19 protein-coding genes and 1 pseudogene are annotated in these 16930 nt (G+C 68.3%); 6 read left to right on the top strand and 14 right to left on the bottom strand.

The genetic code is table 11. The annotated features are described in order from the left end of the window. Nucleotides 1-7: 7 nt before the first annotated feature. The 10 genes and pseudogenes from EJL01_RS05800 to EJL01_RS05750 all read right to left on the bottom strand — a co-directional run. Nucleotides 8-325: pseudogene (locus EJL01_RS05800) on the bottom strand (transposase family protein); the annotation flags it as partial. A 433-nt stretch (nucleotides 326-758) separates the two neighbouring features. Further along, the gene (locus tag EJL01_RS05790) at nucleotides 759-1853 is read right to left on the bottom strand and encodes a YihY/virulence factor BrkB family protein (protein WP_125106647.1); all 1095 of its coding nucleotides are present in this window, start codon (nucleotides 1851-1853) and stop codon (nucleotides 759-761) included. Between the two features lie 62 nt (nucleotides 1854-1915). Beyond that, nucleotides 1916-2479, bottom strand: coding sequence for a DUF3618 domain-containing protein (locus EJL01_RS05785; RefSeq protein ID WP_125106646.1), 564 nt, complete (start codon nucleotides 2477-2479; stop codon nucleotides 1916-1918). Continuing rightward, nucleotides 2476-2889, bottom strand: a complete 414-nt coding sequence (locus tag EJL01_RS05780) for a phage holin family protein (RefSeq protein ID WP_125106645.1) — start codon at nucleotides 2887-2889, stop codon at nucleotides 2476-2478. The genes EJL01_RS05785 and EJL01_RS05780 overlap by 4 nt, the downstream gene beginning before the upstream one ends. Next, entirely contained in the window at nucleotides 2867-3571 is a 705-nt protein-coding gene (locus tag EJL01_RS05775; protein ID WP_125106644.1) for an ATP synthase subunit B family protein, read from the bottom strand. The genes EJL01_RS05780 and EJL01_RS05775 overlap by 23 nt, the downstream gene beginning before the upstream one ends. A 104-nt stretch (nucleotides 3572-3675) precedes the next feature. Continuing rightward, complete coding sequence (locus EJL01_RS05770; RefSeq protein ID WP_125106643.1) at nucleotides 3676-4983, bottom strand: ISL3 family transposase; 1308 nt, start codon at nucleotides 4981-4983, stop codon at nucleotides 3676-3678. A 151-nt stretch (nucleotides 4984-5134) separates the two neighbouring features. Continuing rightward, complete coding sequence (gene denD / locus EJL01_RS05765; protein ID WP_125106642.1) at nucleotides 5135-6100, bottom strand: D-erythronate dehydrogenase; 966 nt, start codon at nucleotides 6098-6100, stop codon at nucleotides 5135-5137. A 54-nt stretch (nucleotides 6101-6154) separates the two neighbouring features. Next, entirely contained in the window at nucleotides 6155-6928 is a 774-nt protein-coding gene (locus EJL01_RS05760) for a DeoR/GlpR family DNA-binding transcription regulator (RefSeq protein WP_125106641.1), read from the bottom strand. Next, nucleotides 6925-7716 carry a 2-oxo-tetronate isomerase gene (gene otnI, locus EJL01_RS05755; RefSeq protein WP_125106640.1) on the bottom strand — a complete coding sequence of 264 codons (792 nt, stop codon included), beginning with the start codon at nucleotides 7714-7716 and terminating at the stop codon, nucleotides 6925-6927. The genes EJL01_RS05760 and otnI overlap by 4 nt, the downstream gene beginning before the upstream one ends. Then, nucleotides 7716-8663: a four-carbon acid sugar kinase family protein gene (locus tag EJL01_RS05750; RefSeq protein WP_284690528.1), complete on the bottom strand. Its 948-nt coding sequence runs from the start codon at nucleotides 8661-8663 to the stop codon at nucleotides 7716-7718. The genes otnI and EJL01_RS05750 overlap by 1 nt, the downstream gene beginning before the upstream one ends. Before the next feature lie 34 nt (nucleotides 8664-8697). Between EJL01_RS05750 and EJL01_RS05745 the strand changes: the two genes are divergently transcribed. Then, a complete protein-coding gene (locus EJL01_RS05745) occupies nucleotides 8698-9042 on the top strand; it encodes a carboxymuconolactone decarboxylase family protein (protein WP_125106639.1) in 345 nt (114 codons plus the stop codon). Here the strand turns inward: EJL01_RS05745 and EJL01_RS05740 are convergent. Next, on the bottom strand, nucleotides 9039-9833 hold the full coding sequence (locus EJL01_RS05740; protein WP_125106638.1) for a helix-turn-helix transcriptional regulator: 795 nt from the start codon (nucleotides 9831-9833) through the stop codon (nucleotides 9039-9041). The two genes, EJL01_RS05745 and EJL01_RS05740, sit on opposite strands and share 4 nt — an antisense overlap. 50 nt (nucleotides 9834-9883) lie before the next feature. Here EJL01_RS05740 and EJL01_RS05735 point away from each other — a divergent pair, with 50 nt between their 5' ends. Further along, complete coding sequence (locus tag EJL01_RS05735; RefSeq protein ID WP_125106637.1) at nucleotides 9884-10381, top strand: VOC family protein; 498 nt, start codon at nucleotides 9884-9886, stop codon at nucleotides 10379-10381. Here EJL01_RS05735 and EJL01_RS05730 read toward each other — a convergent pair. Then, nucleotides 10374-11054: a TetR/AcrR family transcriptional regulator gene (locus EJL01_RS05730; protein WP_125106636.1), complete on the bottom strand. Its 681-nt coding sequence runs from the start codon at nucleotides 11052-11054 to the stop codon at nucleotides 10374-10376. The two genes, EJL01_RS05735 and EJL01_RS05730, sit on opposite strands and share 8 nt — an antisense overlap. A 146-nt stretch (nucleotides 11055-11200) precedes the next feature. Between EJL01_RS05730 and EJL01_RS05725 the strand changes: the two genes are divergently transcribed. The 4 genes from EJL01_RS05725 (at nucleotide 11201) to EJL01_RS05710 (ending at nucleotide 14197) form a co-directional block, all read left to right on the top strand. Next, nucleotides 11201-12160, top strand: coding sequence for an NAD-dependent epimerase/dehydratase family protein (locus EJL01_RS05725; RefSeq protein ID WP_125106635.1), 960 nt, complete (start codon nucleotides 11201-11203; stop codon nucleotides 12158-12160). Nucleotides 12161-12222: 62 nt separating this feature from the next. Beyond that, the gene (locus tag EJL01_RS05720) at nucleotides 12223-13020 is read left to right on the top strand and encodes an SDR family oxidoreductase (protein WP_125106634.1); all 798 of its coding nucleotides are present in this window, start codon (nucleotides 12223-12225) and stop codon (nucleotides 13018-13020) included. 15 nt (nucleotides 13021-13035) lie between these two features. Continuing rightward, nucleotides 13036-13539, top strand: a complete 504-nt coding sequence (locus EJL01_RS05715; RefSeq protein WP_125106633.1) for a nuclear transport factor 2 family protein — start codon at nucleotides 13036-13038, stop codon at nucleotides 13537-13539. Nucleotides 13540-13633: 94 nt separating this feature from the next. Next, entirely contained in the window at nucleotides 13634-14197 is a 564-nt protein-coding gene (locus EJL01_RS05710) for a DJ-1/PfpI family protein (protein WP_125106632.1), read from the top strand. Here EJL01_RS05710 and EJL01_RS05705 read toward each other — a convergent pair. Both EJL01_RS05705 and EJL01_RS05700 read right to left on the bottom strand, forming a co-directional pair. Further along, nucleotides 14194-15453, bottom strand: coding sequence for an alpha-hydroxy acid oxidase (locus EJL01_RS05705; RefSeq protein WP_125106631.1), 1260 nt, complete (start codon nucleotides 15451-15453; stop codon nucleotides 14194-14196). The genes EJL01_RS05710 and EJL01_RS05705 overlap by 4 nt on opposite strands. A 16-nt stretch (nucleotides 15454-15469) precedes the next feature. Further along, nucleotides 15470-16924: a rhamnulokinase gene (locus EJL01_RS05700; RefSeq protein ID WP_125106630.1), complete on the bottom strand. Its 1455-nt coding sequence runs from the start codon at nucleotides 16922-16924 to the stop codon at nucleotides 15470-15472. Between the last annotated feature and the right edge of the window lie 6 nt (nucleotides 16925-16930).

Here is a 16930-nt window from a genome sequence, read left to right as displayed (position 1 = left end):
CAGACCCGATCTTCGCCCTCGGCGCCGCCGACTTACTGGTGTCCTGCCGCCACGTCCGCCGACAGTGCGCGCACCGATACCGGCGCACCCGCACCAGCAGCGTCGTGGGCCGGTGCCCGAACGGCTCATGCGCGAGCTGGCGCGTCACCGTGTCCCGCGGCACACCCTCCGCGGCGCACGTCCGACACCACGGATCGTCGTCGACAACGCGGCACTCGATCACCGCCCGATCAGATTCGAGCAGTTGCCCCACGGCGACCAGCCCGAGCTCATCGAGGCGGCAGAACGTGGTCAGGTCCGGGGGTGTGAACGTAGGGTGGAGCACGTCGAGGTCTTTCGGCGATGGTGAGCGTGAAGAACTTCCATCATCCGGGAAACCTCGACCCCTACCCGGCCACCAACGCGCTCAGCCGACTACACCCTCGTTCACGAAGAGCCGGTTTACGGACGCGCAAGCGGTCGATGCGTATCGGTCCTTCAGCAGCTTCCTGCTCGGTCAACTCTTGCTGGAATCCGCGGTTCGGGGAGCTGAGACCGGCCCGGTGGAAGAACCGCTCGACGAAGGAAACGCGGATATACCCGAGCGTGACGGGAGCATCGGCTTGGATGACGCTCCGGAGGTCCGTCGGCTACGGGCTCTTCTGAGCGAGGACCATTCCGACGAAGAATTCGAAGTATCGCTGGAAGTACTCCTCGACCGTTTCGCCGGGGAGCTGTCCCAGTAGCTGCGGCGTGAGCGCCCCGAGCGAGGCCGTCCGTCAGTGTTCTCTGGCAGGACCGGGGGTGGTCGCGTCCTTGGCTGTGTCGTCGGGGTCGGCATTCTGTCGGATCTCTCGGCCCTTCTCGATGTCCTGCCGCTCCTTCTCGGCGGCCTTGTCGCTCTTGCGGGTGTCGCGCGAAGGTAGCTGGATGTCCTCCTCGGCGGCGATGCCCGCCTGCAGCTGGCGACCTCGCTCGAGCTCAGCATCGAACTCCGCGCCGAACAGCAGCGCGAGGTTCGCGATCCACAGCCAGAGCAAGAAGATGATGATCCCCGCAAGGGATCCATAGGTGCGGTCGTAGTTCGAGAAGTTTCCGACGTAGAACCCGAAGGCTGCGGTGGCGAGTGCGAGCACGATGATCGCTAGCAGGGCGCCCATGCTGATCCACCGGAATTTTGGCTGCTTCGCGTTCGGGGTGGCGTAGTAGAGGATGGCGACGACCAACACCACGATGAATATGAGCAACGGCCACTTGGCGATGGACCAGACCGTCTGGGGTACGTCGCCGATGCCGAGGGCGTCGCCGATCGCTTTGGTGACGTCGCCGGAGACGACAAGAATGATCGCGGCGATGACGAGCAGCACGATCGTGATCACGGTGACCAGCAGCTGGACGGGCTTCAGCTTCCAGAACGGCCGCCCCTCCTCGATCTCGTAGATCCGGTTCATCGCACGGCTGAACGCTCCCACGTACCCGGATGCTGACCAGATGGCCAGCAGGATGCCGGTGATGAGAGCGAAACCGGCACCCGGAGACTCGGCGATCTGCTCGATCGGCCCGCGGATTGTGTCGACCGTGTCGCCGGGAGCGACCTGCTCGATGATTCCCAGGACCGCATCGCTGGCGGCTTTTCCCTGCCCGACGACACCCAGTAGCGAGAAGATTGCAATCAGGCCGGGGAACAGCGACAGCACCGCATAATACGTCAGGGAGGCGGCGATGTCGGTGCACTGGTCCGAGGAAAACTCGCGAATCGTCTTCCGCAGTACGTATTTCCAGGACCTCTTGTGCAGATCGTCTGGGGAATCGGGCTTGCCTGATGCTTCGGGGTCTGGGGCGTTGCGCGGGGTGGAGGGGGCTGTGCTGGTCATTGCAGGTTCCTTCGTGAAGGGGCGGGCCTGTCGTATGACGGGCCCGCCCGATTCGCGCGGGTTCAGCTGTCGGAGATGTTATCGCGAGCGTGCTGAGCCTGGTCTCTCACGTCGCTGGCCGCGCCCTGGGCTTCGTCCTTGACTGTGGCGACGGAGTCCTGCGCCGACGACTTCACGGATTCGACCGACGCCTGCAGAGGCTCCTTCAGATGATCGCCGACTTCTTTCGCAGCATCGGTGACCTCGTCAACCAGCGGCTGCGCCTGCTCCTTGACGGTTGCAGCGAGGTCTTTCTCCTTCGATGATGCGGGGATCAGCGAGGCGATGACCAAGCCGGCGCCGAAGGCGATCAAACCGACGGCGAGCGGGTTCCCTTCCGCCTTCGCGACGGCGCGGTCTTTCAGATCTCCCGCGTGAGAGCCCGCATCCGTCAGCGACGAGCCGGCGTCATCCGCTGCGCCCATCACACGCTCCCGGACGGAGGTGAACGCACCGCGGACCTTGTCGACCTGTCGGTCCACGATCTTCGACGGGGAGACCTTATCGGCCAGGGCGTCCACGTCCATGTCGAGGTCTTGGCGGGTCCGCTCGATCTCGGCGCGGATCTCGTCGGGTGAATCGCTCATCGGTTCTCCTCATTTCTCTTCAGCGTTTCGGGGATCTCTTTCAGGGTGTCCACGGTCTGCGGGATACCCTTCACTTGCTTGATCTGGCTGCGCCCAACCAGGAACAGGATCAGGGCAATGAGTGCCCACAGGACCGCGACGACAACGCCGGACCAGCCGCCGCCCATCAACGTTCCCAGAGCCCACCACAGCGCGACGGACAGGAAGAACACCGCCATCAGTGCGCCGTAGCCGGCGGCACCCATCAGGCCCGCACCCTTGGCGGACTTCGTGGCCGACTCCTTCAACTCTGCTTTGGCGAGGACGACCTCCTGGCGCATCAGCGTCGAAATGTCACGGGACACTTCCCCGAGGAGATCTCCGATCGAGGTGGATGCGGCTTTCGCTTCAGACGGTGTCGGGTCGGTCATAGCCGTCCTCCCCGAGAAGGTCCGGACGGCTAGAAGCCGTCTGTGAGTAGACGGAGGTGCCGCCCGCGCCGAGGTCGTTCACAACAGGGACAGGTACCGAAGGGTCCGGGTGCACCTGCTGAGGCGGCGACACCGGTGCCGGTGAGGCGTTCTTCTCGTCCGACGCGTTCGGGGCAAGGGCACGCGTCAGGCGGCCGACGACGATTCCGCCGATCGCTGCGGCGAGGATGAACGTGCCCGGCTTACGACGGGCATAACGCTTGACTTCGGTGAGCACGGAACCGGGATCGCGGTCACCGAGCCACGTCGCGGCTGCGGACAGACGACCCGAGACCTGCTGGACCAGATCGCTGGCGACGCCGCTGCCCTCGGAGTTCGTGGCCATGGAACCGAGCTCATCACTGACCGAGCGAAGACCTCCCGCGAGGCGCTGCTGCTGCGTGTTGGCCTGCTCCGACAGCTCCCGCTGGGTCTGCGCGTACAGATCCTTCGCCTGAGTCTTCGCCTCCCCTACGACAGAAGCCGCTTCATCCTTGGCCGTACCCAGAACATCCTTCGCCTGCGACGCGGCCGTGTCTTTCAGTTCAGAGGCTTCCTGCTTGGCAGCGTCCACCTTGTCGGAGGAATCCGGGGATCGCACGCCCGAGCCGCTCGGGCTGGTCGTCTCATAGTTGTCCGACATTAGTGCTCCTCTCGCTGACCGATCAAACCGATCGATGAAACCGATTATGGACCCCGCACCCGACTTCATCAAGACCCTTGCGCCGAACAGCCTTACGGGGCTCATCACAATCCAGGGTGTAGTCGGGGTCTGAACCCTCCGGCCTCGAGTAGCGATCGCGTGATGTAGTGCGGCAGGTTCCGGAATCCTAGGGCGGAGCCGCGGAGGTGCTCGAGCCTGCCGTTGATGGCCTCGGTGGGTCCGTTGCTGGTTCCGGGCCGGTCGAAGAACGCGAGAATGTCAGCGGCGCGCTGCTTCAAGGTGCGGCCGAGCCGACGGATTTCGACCAGCGCGGCGGGAACGCCCGTGCTGACCGATTCGATCACGGCCTGCATCATCTGTTTGCCGAGGTCCTTGTCGGGTTCGCGATACGCGGCGATCATGCGCTGGTAGATGCCCCAGGTCGCTTCGACCTCGACGTGCTCGTCGGCGGCGAACAGCACCTCCAGTCGGGTCCTTTGTCGGTCAGTGAGCAGCTTGTCGCCGGTATGCAGGGTGCGTCGGGCCTGGTAGAGCGGGTCGCCCTTCATCCCGCGCCGGCCGAACACGTCCTGCTGGACGCGACGCCGGCAGACATCGAGCGCGTCTCCGGCGAGACGGACCACATGGAACGGGTCCATGACGGGGACGGCGTCGGGGAGTTCTTCGGCCGCGGCGGTCTTGAATCCGCTGAACCCGTCCATCGCGACGACCTCGATCCGATCCCGCCAGTGCTTCGGACGGGCGGCGAGCCACTGCTTGAACACCGCCTTGGAGCGGCCCTCGACCATGTCCAGCAGCCTGGCCGGGCCTGTCTTGTTCCGGTTCGGGGTGAGGTCGATGATCACCGTGACGTACTTGTCGCCGAAGCGGGTATGCCGCCAGACATGCTCATCGACGCCGACCGTGGTGGCCCCGTCGAACCTCGTCGGGTCGTCGATGAGACGACGCTTGCCCTCGGTGAGGATCGCAGTGTTCGCGGTATGCCAGGACACCCCAAGGCCTGCGGCCGCCCGGGAGACGGTGAGGTGGTCGACCACGATCGCCTCCAGCGCCCACCCGAGCCCGCCACGGGAGATCTTCGCCCGCGTGGCGGCGGCCTTCGTGGTGTCCTCCCGCCACGTGCGCCGGCAGTGATCACACCGATAGCGGCGGACCCGGACCAGCAGGGTCGTGGGCCGGTGCCCGAACGGCTCGTGCGCAAGTCGGCGGGCGACCGTGTCTCGCACGACGCCTTCGGCGCCGCACTTGCGACACCACGGGTCCGACTCGATGACGCGACACTCGATCACCGCCCGATCCGGTTCGAGACGTTGCCCGACGGCCTCAAGACCGAGCTCGTCGAGTCGGCAGAACGTCGTGAGACAGGGCGCGGCGAAGGTAGCGTTGAACACGTCGAGGTCTTTCAGATGGGCAGTGTAGGAACTTCCATCCTGGAAGACCTCGACCCCTATCCGCGAACCAGCACGCCCATCCCGACTACACCCTCAACTGCGAAGAGCCGTCAATGAGTGCAATGTTCATTTGGGGTAGCTCCGTTGCTGCCTAGTTGCCGGTGACGAACTCGTCGCGGTACTGCCGCACGACATCGGTGAACTGCTCGTCCTTGATGAAGCCGAGCGCGAGCGGGCGGGCGACGTCGAAGTCACCGGGCCACGAGCACACGATGTCCATGACCGCGGCGTCGTGCTCCTCGGTGACGAGCGCGCGAGCCTCCTCGCCCCCGACGGTGCGCAGCGCATCCAGCATCTCGGCAACCGTGACGCTGATGCCGGGCACGTTCACGGTGCGCCACGAGCCGAGCTGCTCGCCGGCGAGGTCGAAGCCGTGCACGAGGTTCGTTACGGCCGAGTCGGGCGACGAGAGCCACATGCGGGTGTCCTGCGGCACCGGCAGCGCCGAGGCCTCGCCGTTGAGCGGCTCGCGCAGGATGCCGCTCGCGAACGAGGATGCGGCGGAGTTCGGTTTGCCGGGGCGCACCGAGATCGTGGGCAGGCGGAATACACGGCCGTCGACGTAGCCCTTGCGCGAGTACTCGTTCACGAGCAACTCGCCGACTGCCTTGAACGAGCCGTAGGTCGACTCGGGCATGCTCGCGAGCGTCTCGGGCACGACGGCGGGCATCTCGCCGCCGAACACGGCGAGCGACGAGGTGAAGACGAAGCGGGGGCTGGTGCCGCCGGCGCGCGCGGCCTCGAGCAGGGCGCGCGTCGCCTCGACGTTGACGGGCATCGCGAGGTCGAAGTCGACCTCCGAGCCGCCCGAGAGGATCGCGGCGAGGTGGAACACGCCGGCGGTGTCGGTGCCGACCGTCTCGCGCAGCAGCTCGACGTCGCCGATGTCGCCGACCACCGATTCGACCCGGGGGTCTTCGATCTTCGACGCCGCGAGGTCGAGCGACACGATGCGATCGAAGTCGACCTGCAGCGAGCCCTCGTCGGCTCGGCGAAGCAGTTCGCGGATCACGCGGCTGCCGAGGAATCCGGCGCCACCGGTAACGATGATTTTCATGGAGTGCTGGCCTTTCAGCGGGTTGATAAGGGTTACGCCGGCGCGCGGGATGCGCTAGCGAACGGTGGATGGGGTTTGGAGCACTTCGAGGCCGGCCTCGACGAGCGCGTCGTGGGCCGACTCGGGCAGTTCGGCGTCGGTCACGAGCCCGTCAAAGCGCTCGAGCGCGATCGACTTGAGCGGCATGACGCGGCCGTACTTCGTGCTGTCGGTGACGAGGAAGACGCGACGGGCGTTGTCGGCCGCCGTGTTCTTCACGATGTTCTTCGCCTCGGTGTGCACCGAGCTGCCGCGCAGGTCGAACGCCGGCGTCGAGATGAATGCGACGTCGAAGTTGAACTCGCGGATCGCGTCGGCGGTCGCCCGGCCCTCGGCCGAGAGATTGGCCCGGTCGATGATGCCCGCGGTGAGGTGCAGCTCGTTCGTCGAGCGCTCGGCGAGCCACTGCGCGATGACGAGGTCGTTCGTGACCACGACGAGGCCCTCCTTCGCGACGAGCGCCTTCGCGATCTCGAGGGTCGTCGTGCCCGCGTCGAGGAAGATGACGTCGCCCGGCCCCACGAGGGTCGCGGCGAGCGCGCCGATCTCGGCCTTCTCATCCGGCCGCAGGGCGGCCTTGTCGGCGTGCGCGAGGTCGAGCGACAGGCGCGACGGCAGCGTGACACCGCGCGCCACCGAGCTCACGCGCCCGGCCGACTCAAGCGCGGCGATGTCGCGGCGCACCGTCATGTGCGAGACGTCGAGCGCCTCGACGAGTTCGGCGATCGTGAGGCTGCCGCGCTCGGTGAGCAGCCGCATGATCGTGCGCTGCCGTTCGACGGGAATCATCGCTCGCCCTGCCAGTTCTCGTAGGCGTCGAGCCAGCCGAGCCCCTCGGTCGTGCCCGCCGCCGGGCGGTACTCGCAGCCGACCCAGCCGTCGTAGCCCGTGCGGTCGAGCGCCTCGAGCACGAACGGGTAGAACAGTTCGCCGCGATCGGGCTCGTTGCGCGCGGGCACCGAGGCGAGCTGCACGTGCCCGATCAGGCCCGCGACCCGCTCGACGAGGTGGGTGATGTCACCGTCGGTGAGCTGTGCGTGATAGAAGTCGAACTGCAGCCGCACGTTGTCGCGGTCAATCTCTTCGATGAGGTCGACCGCGTGCGCAACCGTCGGCAGGTAGTAGCCGGGGTTGTCGTACTCGTTGAGCGGCTCGAGCACGAGCAGTCGCCCCGCATCCGCCGCCTGTTCGGCGGCCCAGCGCACGTTCTCGACGTAGTGGGCACGCAGCTCGGCGTCGTGAATGTCGCCCGCGAACCCCGACATCAGGTGCAGTTTCGGGCAGTCGAGCGCCTCAGCGTACTCAAGGGCCTGGAAAATGGATGCGCGGAACTCGTCCTCGCGCCCTGGCAGGGCCGCGAGGCCCTTCTCCCCCGCGGCCCAGTCGCCGGGGTAGACGTTGAACAGCGCCATGGTGAGCCCGTGCTCGTCGAGGCGGGCGCGGAGCTCCTCGGCCGGCCACTCGTACGGGAAGAGGAACTCCACGGCCGTGAACCCCGCGTCGGCCGCGGCCGCAAAGCGATCGAGGAAGTCGAGTTCGGTGAACATCATCGAGAGGTTGGCGGCGAACTTCGGCATTAGCGTGACTCCCTTGTCGTCTGGTCGGTGAGGCCCTGGGCTCGCGAGAAGAAGTCGACGTCACCGAAGTTGCCGCTCTTCAGCGCGAGCTCGAGGGTGCCGTCGAGCGAGCGCACCCACGGCACGCCCGGCGCGATCTGGGGGCCGATGTGGAAGCCCTCGACGCCGAGCGAGGTGGTGACGATGCCCGAGGTTTCGCCGCCTGCGACGATGAAGCGCGTCACCTCGGCGCCGCGCAGCTCGGCGGCGAGCCAGGCGAACAGGCCCTCGATGGTGGCCGAGGTCGTTTCGGCTCCGTAGCGCTGCTGCAGCCCGCGCACGGCTTCGGGGTCAGCGGTTGCGTAGACGAGGGGCGCGGGGGCGGCCGGCTGCTCGAGCACCCAGGCGAGCACCTCGTCGCGGTAGGCCGTCTGCTCGGCAGCGGCCTCGGTGAGCAGGCGGTCAACGTCGACCGCGAGCGACGGTGCGACCTCGCGGTAGGCGGCGACCTGCTTGTTCGTCATCTCGCTCGCCGAGCCCGAGAACACGACCGCGCGGCCCTCGATGGGTGTCCAGTCGCTCGCCGCACTCTCGCTCGCGCTCGCGGCATCCCGGCCGCTCAGCGCGCGGGCGAGGCCGCCGCCGATGCCCGAGCCGCCGGTCACGAGTGGCAGGTCGGTCGTCGCCTCGCCGATCGCGGTGAGGTGCTCGGCGGTGAGCGTGTCGGTCACGGCATAGCGGATGCCCTGCTCGCGCAGCTGTGCCAGGGCCTCGCGAATCGCCTCGGCGCCGCGCTCGATCACCGTGACTGGAATGACCGCAGCCTTGCCCTCCGACTGCGCCTCCATGAGCCGTACGAGGCTCGCGTCGGTCATCGGCGTCACCGGGTGGTTGCGCATGCCCGACTCGTCGAGCGGCGCGCCGTCAACTTTGTGACGCCGGGCTACGCACGGGGAAGTTCCGCCCAGTCGCGCTCGTTACGTTGCCGATAGGAGGTACAACATGACCGAGTATTTTGACCGCAACGACCGTGACTACACCAAGGTGTACAAGGAGCACACGCCCGACATCTTGAAGAAGTTTGGTGAGTTCGACGCCGCCGTCTTCGCCAAGGAAGGCCGCGAGATCCCGCTGAAGTACCGCGAGCTCATCGCGCTCGCCGTGGGCATCACGACGCAGTGTGTCTACTGCATCGACGCGCACTCGCAGAACGCCGTCAAGGCCGGCGCGAGCGAGGCCGAACTCGCCGAGGCCGCCTGGGTCGCGACCGCGATCCGCGCCGGTGGCGGTTACGCGCACGGCCGTCTCGCGTTCAAGCTCGCGGGCGACGCGGGCCACACGCACTAGTCGCGCGACGCGAGCATCCGCCGGTACTCGCTCGGCGAATAGCCGAGCGCCCGGCGGAACTCGCGGGTGAGGTGCGCCTGGTCGGCGAAGCCGAGCTGGGCCGCCGCCTCGGCGATGGTGGCGTCGGCATCGGTGCGCAGCAACAGCGCCGCGTCCTGCAGCCGGCGCCGCCGCAGCAGCGCGTGCGGCGTGAGGCCGATGTACTTCGTCGTGATGCGGTGCAGCGTGCGCACCGAGATCGATAGCTCGCTCGCCGCCTCGGCGAGGCCGCCGACGCTCGGCGCCGACTCGAAGTAGTCGGCCACCGCGTTCGCGACGCGGCCCTCGTCGGTCACCGCGCCGACGCGCGCGACCAGCCACGGGGCGACCACCTCGACGCCGGCCGCGACCCCCGCATCCGCCACCCGCCGGGTCGCGGCCGCGTGCAGCTCGGGCTCGTCGAGCTCGAGATATCGGTCGCGCAGGGCCGCGGGCTCGACCGTGAACGCCGGCACCGCGGCCGGCCGCAACCGCGCGCCGACCGCCCAGCCATCGCCGACGAGATCTTGCTGCGAGACCTCGGTGGTCGGCCCCGCAAAGCCGACGAGCGCATCCTCGACGACGAGGTTCGTGGTCGGATACGCGAGGATGCGCTGCGACGACACCTCGCCGGGTGCGAGCGACCAGCGCGAAAGCCACCACCAGTTCACAAGCTCGGCTGCGGTGCCGCTCGCGGGCACCCGCCGGAAATCGCCCGGCAGCAGTTCGGGAAAGAGCGTGCCGCGGTTCACCGCAGGCTCGTCGTCGCGCATGGCACGAATGTACAAGCCTCCCTTGCGCCGCCGCTCGTAGTGTCGGCCGCATGACGACACCGCAGCCCGCATCAGGCGCCCACACCACCGACGGCCGGCCGAACGGCTACTCGAGCATCACGCCCTTCCTCGCGCTCGCGCGCCCGGGCGACGCCCTCGACTTCTACCAGCGCGTCTTCGGCGCGAAGCTCATCAACTCATCCGAGGCTGGCGGCGCGATCATCCACGCCGAGCTCGAGTTCTCGAGCGGCCGGCTGCAGCTCGGCACCGCCTCGCCCGAACTGCATCTGCTCGCGCCGAGCGCCGACAGCGACGAGGTCTCGTTCTCGCTCGCCCTCTACTGCCCCGATGTGGATGCGCTGGTCCAGCGGGCGGTCGCGGCCGGCGCCACGGTGCGCGAGCCCATCGCCGACTTCGCGTCGGGCGACCGCTACGCGAGCATCCGCGACCCGTTCGGCATCCGCTGGTCGGTCATGACCCGCGTCGAGGACCTCAGCGACGAGGAGTCGGACGCGCGCGTCAAGGAATGGCTCGCGCAGCTCAGCTGAGCCCGAGCTGCTCGGCGGTGCGAGCGACGACCTGTTCGAACACCGGGTCGGCGTCGAGGAGGCCGCCGACGAAGTGACCGCCGAGCTCGAGGTTGATGAAGCCCTGAATCGTCGACCAGGCGGCAATCGCCGCGAGGCTCGAGGCCGAGCCGACCTCGATCGTCACGCCGAACGCGTGCGCGAATTCGCTCATCGGCGCGAGCGACGCCTTCGCGGCGGGGTCGCTCACCTCGCCGGGCACGTGCCCCATGATGCGCAGCGCGGGGCCGAGCACGCGTGTGGCGGGCTCGACGGTGTCGCGCGGGGCGGCATAGCCGGGAATCGGCGTGCCGTAGACGAGAGCCCAGTCGTAAGGATGCGCGCGGGCCCAGTCGCGCATGGCGTGCGCCCAGTGCGACCACTGCGCCGCAAGGTCGGCGCTCGTGTCGGCGCAGCTCGCCTCGGCCGCGTCGGCGAGCTCGCCAAAGACGACGAGGATGAGCCGGGTGAGCAGCTCGTCGCGGCTCTCGACGTAGCGGTACACGGCAGAGGAGGCGACGCCGAGCTCGCGGGCGACGGCGCGCAGCGACAGCTGCGCCGGCCCGACCTCGGCCATCTGCGCGCGGGCGGTCGCGAGGATGCGCTGCTCCATCTCTTCGCGGGCGCGCTGGCGCGGGGTTGGCGTGGTCGACATGCCCCCAGTGTGCCCCATTTCGAGAGCACTGTACACTTTTGTGAGCAGTGCTCTTGTTTTCCGATTGACGCGGTGCCATGCTGTGTTTCGCGAGCAGTGCTCTCGTTTTCGCAGTCCGACCCCACCAACCCCGTTCGGAGGACCCCATGTCGCTGCACCTCGTTCTCGGCGCCGGCCCCGTCGGCCGCGCCACCGCATCCCAACTCGCCGCCCTGCCCGACCACGAGGTCGTGCTCGCAAGCCGCTCGGGCACGGGCCCGGCCATCGCCGGCGTGCGCCGCATCGCGCTTAACGCCGGCGACGCCGCGGCGCTCACGAAGGCCGCCGACGGCGCGGCCGTCATCTACAACTGCATGAACCCCGGCAGTTACACCAAGTGGGAAGCCGAGTGGCCGCCGATTTACCGCGCGATGATCGCCGCCGCCGAGCGCACGGGCGCGGTGCTCGCGATGGTCTCGAACCTCTACATGTACGACCCCGCCGTGCAGCCGCTGCGGCCGAACGGCCCCGAGGGCACCCCCGACCACAAGGGTGAGCTGCGCGGCCGGCTCGACCGCGAGGTGCTCGAGGCGCACGAGGCCGGCCGCCTGCGCGCGGTCATCGTGCGCGCATCCGACTACCTCGGCGAGGGCATCGGCCAGAACGGCATGGGCACGCGCCTCATCGAGGCCGCCGCGAAGGGCAAGTCGGTGCAGGCGATCGGCGAGATCGACCTGCCGCACACCTGGACTTACGTGCCGGACGTCGCCGCCACCGTGATCGCCGCCGCCGCGAAGCCGGAGGCGCTCGGCCGCATCTGGTTCGCGGCGAGCAACGAGCCGCGAACGCAGCGCGAGCTGCTCACCGAGCTGCTCGCCTCGGTCGGCAAGCCCATGGTGAAGATCTCGGGCATGCCGATGTGGCAGCTCACTGTGATCGGCTGGGGCGTGCCGCTCATGCGCGAGGTGAAGGGCGTCTCGTACCAGTTCACTGGCCCGTGGCTCTACGACGACTCGGCGACGCGCACCGAACTCGGCGTCGAGCCCACGCCCTGGGCCGAGGTGCTGCGCGAGACCGCGCTGCACAACGGCGCCGGCGCACCCGCCACAGCCGGCACACCCGCGTAGCGCCCGCGTCACACGGCGACTCGCAAGTTGAGCGAGTCGCCGTGTCGGCGTGAACTTGAGGCATGAGCTCAAGCGAAACCGCACGACCCGGCCGCCTCGCGGGCAAGGTCGCCTTCATCACCGGCGCGGGCGCGGGCATCGGCCTCGCCACCGCGCACCGCTTCATCGAGGAGGGCGCGGTCGTCGCGGCCGCCGACCTCACGCCGCCCGACGCGAGCGACTCGCTGCTGCCGCTGCAGGTCGACGTGCGCGACCAGGCGAGCCTGGATGCGGCGGTTGCGGCCACGCTCGAGCGCTTCGGCCGCATCGATGTGCTGTTCGCGAACGCGGGCGTGCTGTTGCCCGAGGCCCCGGCCGAGGAGCTCGACGAGGCCACCTGGAACACCGTCATCGACATCGACCTCTCGGGTGTCTGGCGCACCGCCAAGGCGGTCTTCCCCGCCCTGAAGCAGAACCCGGACGGCTCGAGCGTGATTCTCGCGTCGTCGACCGCGGGCATTCGCGGCGGCCCGAGCACGAGCGCCTACACCGCGGCAAAAACCGCGCTCGTCGGCCTCGCGAAGGTCTGGGCACACGAGCTCGGCGCGTTCGGCGGCCGCGTCAACACGACGCATCCGACCGCCGTCGGCACCGACCTCGTGCTCAACGAGGGCAACCTGCGCCGCTACCGGCCCGACCTCGTCGACCCGACGCCCGAAGACGTCATCGAGCCGTTCAAGCGTGGCAAGCTGCTCGACGTGCCGTGGATCGACCCCGTCGACGTCGCGAACGCCGTGCTCTTCCTCGCCTCCGACGAAGCTCGCTACATCACGGGCGCGAACCTCACGATCGACGCCGGCTCCACCACCAAGTGGGGCTAGGCAGACAGGACTCTCATGACGCTCACGGCCCAGGACCTCCTCGACCGCGCCGAGATTCTCGACGCGATCAACGCCTACTCGCACGCGCTCGACCAGCGCGAGTGGGGCATCCTCGCCGACGCCTTCATGCCCGACGCCGACATCGTGCTCATCGATCGCGACACCCACTACACGCCGCAGACGCTGCAAGATGCGCTGAGCGGGCAGAACGACTCAACCCGCCTCTCGGGGCAGCACGTCAACGGCAACACCCGCTTCGAGATCGACGGCGACACCGCGCACACCGTCACCGAGGTGCTCTGGGTGACGCTGCAGACGACCGACGATTCCGAGTCGTTCAAGCACATCCGCGCCGGTGGCATTTACGTCGACGACCTCGTGCGCACCGAGGCCGGCTGGCGCATCGCACGCCGCGAGCTCGCGCTGAAGAACCGCGTCATCGAGTACCTGCCCTACGACGCGGTCGACGTCGAGAACATCCGTTACACCCTCGCCTCGAGCTGGTACAAGACGGCCTAGCGCCAGCGTGCGGCGGCGCTTTCACGCATCCTGAAGCTTGCCGCCGCACACTGCTGTCGTGGCCGGAATCACCGGCCCGCGCAAAGGAGCAACCATGTCGAAAGTCCTGATCATCGCCGGCGATTTTTCCGAGACCCTCGAAGTGTTCTACCCCTACGAGCGACTGCGCGAGGAGGGCTACGAACCCGTCATCGCGTCGCTCGAGAAGAAGCGCCTGCAGTTCGTGGTGCACGACTTCGAGCCCGGATATTTCAGCTTCACCGAAAAGCCGGGGCACGGCTGGGACGCCGACATCGCGGTCGCTGACGTCAACCCCGACGACTACGTTGCGCTCGTGATCCCCGGTGGCCGCGCGCCCGAGTACCTGCGCAACAACGCCGACGTGCAGCGCATCGTGCAGCACTTCTTCGGGGCGGATGCGCCGGTCGCCTCGACCTGCCACGGCCCGCTGATCCTCGCGAAGTCGGGTGTGCTCTCAGGCCGCACCTCGTCGGGCTTCCCCGAGGTCGCGCCCGACATCGAGTCGGGCGGCGCGACCTACCAGGGCGGCGAGGCGGTTGTCGACGGCAACCTCGTCACCTCGCGCGCATGGAACGACAACGGCCCCTGGTTCGGCGCCTTCATCAAACTGCTGCGCGAGAGCGCGCCGCTCGACTAGCGAACGAACGAATCGGCCCCGGCCGAACGCACCGGGGTGAGGCGCTCGAGCTGCGTCACATGGCGCGGCTCGAGTTCCTCGACGCTCGCGACGCCAAGCAGCGCCATGGTGCGCTTCACCTGCGAGCCGAGGATCTCGATCATCCGGTCAACACCCTCGCGGCCACCAGCCATGAGGCCGTAGAGGTATGCACGGCCGACGAGCGTGAACTTCGCGCCGAGCGCCATCGAGGCGACAATGTCGGCGCCGTGCATGATTCCCGTGTCGATCATGACGGTGGCGTCGGCACCGACCTCTCGAACGACCTCGGGCAGCAGGCGGAACGGAATTGGCGCGCGGTCGAGCTGACGGCCGCCGTGGTTCGACAGGATGATGCCGTCGACACCCTTATCGATGAGCCGCACCGCGTCGGGCACGTTCTGCACGCCCTTCACGACGAGCTTGCCCGGCCACATCTCGCGGATGATCGTGAGGTCGTCGTCCGAGATCGTCGGGTCCATCGCATAGTTGAGCAGCTCGCCGACGGTGCCGCCGGTCGTCGAGAGCGAGGCGAACTCGAGCTTCGGCGTGGTGAGGAAGTCCCACCACCACCACGGGCGCGGAATCGCGTCAACGATCGTCTTCACCGACAGCTGCGGCGGAATCGAGAAGCCGTTGCGCGAGTCGCGCATGCGGTTGCCCGCGATCGGGGTGTCAACCGTGAACATGAGTGTGTCGAAGCCGGCCTTCGCGGCGCGCTCGACGAGGCCGTACGAGATCTCGCGTTGGCGCATGACGTAGAGCTGGAACCAGTTGCGACCGGTCGGGTTCGCCGCCTTGACGTCCTCGATCGACGTCGTGCCGAGCGTCGAGAGCGAGAAGGGGATGCCCGCGGCCGCGGCAGCGCCGGCGCCGGCGGTCTCGCCCTCGGTCTGCATGAGGCGCGTGAAGCCGGTGGGCGCAATGCCGAACGGCAGAGCGCTGCGCCCGCCGAGAATATCGACCGAGGGGTCAACCTCGGGTGCCGGGCGGAGGATGTCGGGGTGGAACTCGACGTCACGGAACGCCTGGCGTGCGCGACGCATCGAGATCTCGTCGTCGGCCGCACCATCGGTGTAGTCGAACGCGGCGGCGGGCGTGCGGCGCTTCGCGATCTTGCGCAGGTCGGCGATCGTCAACGCTTGCGACAGTCGACGGCGCTTGAGGTTGAAATCAGGCTTCTGCAAATGCAGATACTCGAAAATCTCCGACGGCTTTGGAACCTGACGCTGCACCATATCTTCGTCCTCTTGTTCAGTAGTTCCCGTTGCTCGACACCCGCGGAGTGAAGCGGCGCAGGTCAACGGTCTGCGCAATCAGCGCTCGCAGGGCTTCCAGGTCGCCACGCACGGCGCCAAGGGCCCGCGCCTGCACAACGAGGTTGCCGAGCGCGGTCGCCTCGACCGGCCCGGCGACAACCGTAAGTACAGCACGGTCGGCCGTGAGTTGGCAGAGCAGGGTGTTGAGCGAGCCACCCCCAACGAGGTGGATCGCGCCCACCCGCTTGCCCGACAGTTCGGCAGCGCGGTGTACGGCATCCGCGAACGCCGCGGCGAGCGACTCGAGGATGCTCCGCACCAGCTCTGCGCGCCCGCTCGGCACCGCGAGGCCGCGGCCCGCGAGCCACTCGGTGATGCGCGCGTGCATCTCGCCCGGGGGCGCGAACACGGGGTCGTTCACGTCGAACACGGGCTGCGGTGCCGTGACGTCGGCCGCCGCGGCGAGCAGCTCGCCGAGGTCGATCGACTCGCCGTCGGCGCGCTCCCAGCCGCGGATCGTCTCGGAGAGCACCCAGAGCCCCATGACGTTGTGGAGGAAGCGGGTGCGGCCGTCGACGCCGCGCTCGTTCGTGAAATTCGCAGCGCGGGATGCCTCGGTGACGACAGGCGCCTCGAGCTCGACGCCGACGAGACCCCAGGTACCGCAGCTGATGAACGCGACGTCGGGGTCGGTCATTGGAATACCGACGACCGCCGAGGCGGTGTCGTGTGAACCGACCGCGAGCACCGGCACGCGCGTGTCGAGACCGGTGGCCTCGCCGACGCTCTCGCGCAGTGTGCCGATTTCGGTGCCGGGGTCGACGAGCGGCGGCAGAATCTCGGTGGGAATCCCGAGCTGCTGCGCGAGGTCGAAGTCCCACTCCCCCGCGAGCGAGAGCAGCCCGGTCGTCGAGGCGTTCGTGCGCTCGGCCACCTCGGCGCCCGTGAGCCAGTATCCGAGCAGGTCGGGGATGAGCAGTGCCCGGTCGGCCTGCGCGATCCGCGTCTCGTCGAGCACCTCCGCGACGTACTGGTACACCGTGTTGAAGGGCAGGTACTGCAGGCCGTTGCGGGCGTACAGCTCGGCGAAGGGGATGCGCTTGTGCGTGAGCTCGGCCGCCCGCGCGCCCCGCGCATCCCGGTAGTGGAAGGGCACGCCGAGCATGCTGCCGCGGCGTAGCAGCGCGTAGTCAACGGCCCACGAGTCGATGCCGATCGACTGCAGCTGGGCGCCCGAGCGCCGCTGCGTCTCGCGGCCCGCGTCGCGCAGGCCGTCGAGGATGCTGCGGTAGAGCTCGACGATGTTCCAGTGCAGCCCATCGGGCAGCTCGACGGGGGTGTTCGGGAACCGGGCGACCGTGTGCATCCGGAGCTCGCCCGGCCCGACTTCGCCGACGATGACCCGGCCGCTTGTGGCGCCGAGGTCAACCGCAGCGACGTGTGCGCTCATCGCCGC

Source organism: Gulosibacter massiliensis (assembly GCF_900626105.1).
Lineage (GTDB): Bacteria > Actinomycetota > Actinomycetes > Actinomycetales > Microbacteriaceae > Gulosibacter > Gulosibacter sediminis.
The sequence above is the reverse complement of the archived record's forward strand: the minus strand, read 5'-3'. Positions and strand labels throughout refer to the sequence as shown.

What these genes read in the sequence shown, in the direction of transcription:
- EJL01_RS05730 (WP_125106636.1), bottom strand. Translation starts at nt 11,054, where the DNA reads ATGTCGACCACGCCAACCCCGCGCCAGCGCGCCCGCGAAGAGATGGAG.
- denD (WP_125106642.1), bottom strand. Translation starts at nt 6,100, where the DNA reads ATGAAAATCATCGTTACCGGTGGCGCCGGATTCCTCGGCAGCCGCGTG.
- EJL01_RS05790 (WP_125106647.1), bottom strand. Translation starts at nt 1,853, where the DNA reads ATGACCAGCACAGCCCCCTCCACCCCGCGCAACGCCCCAGACCCCGAA.
- EJL01_RS05735 (WP_125106637.1), top strand. Translation starts at nt 9,884, where the DNA reads ATGACGACACCGCAGCCCGCATCAGGCGCCCACACCACCGACGGCCGG.
- EJL01_RS05715 (WP_125106633.1), top strand. Translation starts at nt 13,036, where the DNA reads ATGACGCTCACGGCCCAGGACCTCCTCGACCGCGCCGAGATTCTCGAC.
- EJL01_RS05700 (WP_125106630.1), bottom strand. Translation starts at nt 16,924, where the DNA reads ATGAGCGCACACGTCGCTGCGGTTGACCTCGGCGCCACAAGCGGCCGG.
- EJL01_RS05745 (WP_125106639.1), top strand. Translation starts at nt 8,698, where the DNA reads ATGACCGAGTATTTTGACCGCAACGACCGTGACTACACCAAGGTGTAC.
- EJL01_RS05710 (WP_125106632.1), top strand. Translation starts at nt 13,634, where the DNA reads ATGTCGAAAGTCCTGATCATCGCCGGCGATTTTTCCGAGACCCTCGAA.
- EJL01_RS05740 (WP_125106638.1), bottom strand. Translation starts at nt 9,833, where the DNA reads ATGCGCGACGACGAGCCTGCGGTGAACCGCGGCACGCTCTTTCCCGAA.
- otnI (WP_125106640.1), bottom strand. Translation starts at nt 7,716, where the DNA reads ATGCCGAAGTTCGCCGCCAACCTCTCGATGATGTTCACCGAACTCGAC.
- EJL01_RS05720 (WP_125106634.1), top strand. Translation starts at nt 12,223, where the DNA reads ATGAGCTCAAGCGAAACCGCACGACCCGGCCGCCTCGCGGGCAAGGTC.
- EJL01_RS05760 (WP_125106641.1), bottom strand. Translation starts at nt 6,928, where the DNA reads ATGATTCCCGTCGAACGGCAGCGCACGATCATGCGGCTGCTCACCGAG.
- EJL01_RS05780 (WP_125106645.1), bottom strand. Translation starts at nt 2,889, where the DNA reads ATGACCGACCCGACACCGTCTGAAGCGAAAGCCGCATCCACCTCGATC.
- EJL01_RS05785 (WP_125106646.1), bottom strand. Translation starts at nt 2,479, where the DNA reads ATGAGCGATTCACCCGACGAGATCCGCGCCGAGATCGAGCGGACCCGC.
- EJL01_RS05725 (WP_125106635.1), top strand. Translation starts at nt 11,201, where the DNA reads ATGTCGCTGCACCTCGTTCTCGGCGCCGGCCCCGTCGGCCGCGCCACC.
- EJL01_RS05705 (WP_125106631.1), bottom strand. Translation starts at nt 15,453, where the DNA reads ATGGTGCAGCGTCAGGTTCCAAAGCCGTCGGAGATTTTCGAGTATCTG.
- EJL01_RS05775 (WP_125106644.1), bottom strand. Translation starts at nt 3,571, where the DNA reads ATGTCGGACAACTATGAGACGACCAGCCCGAGCGGCTCGGGCGTGCGA.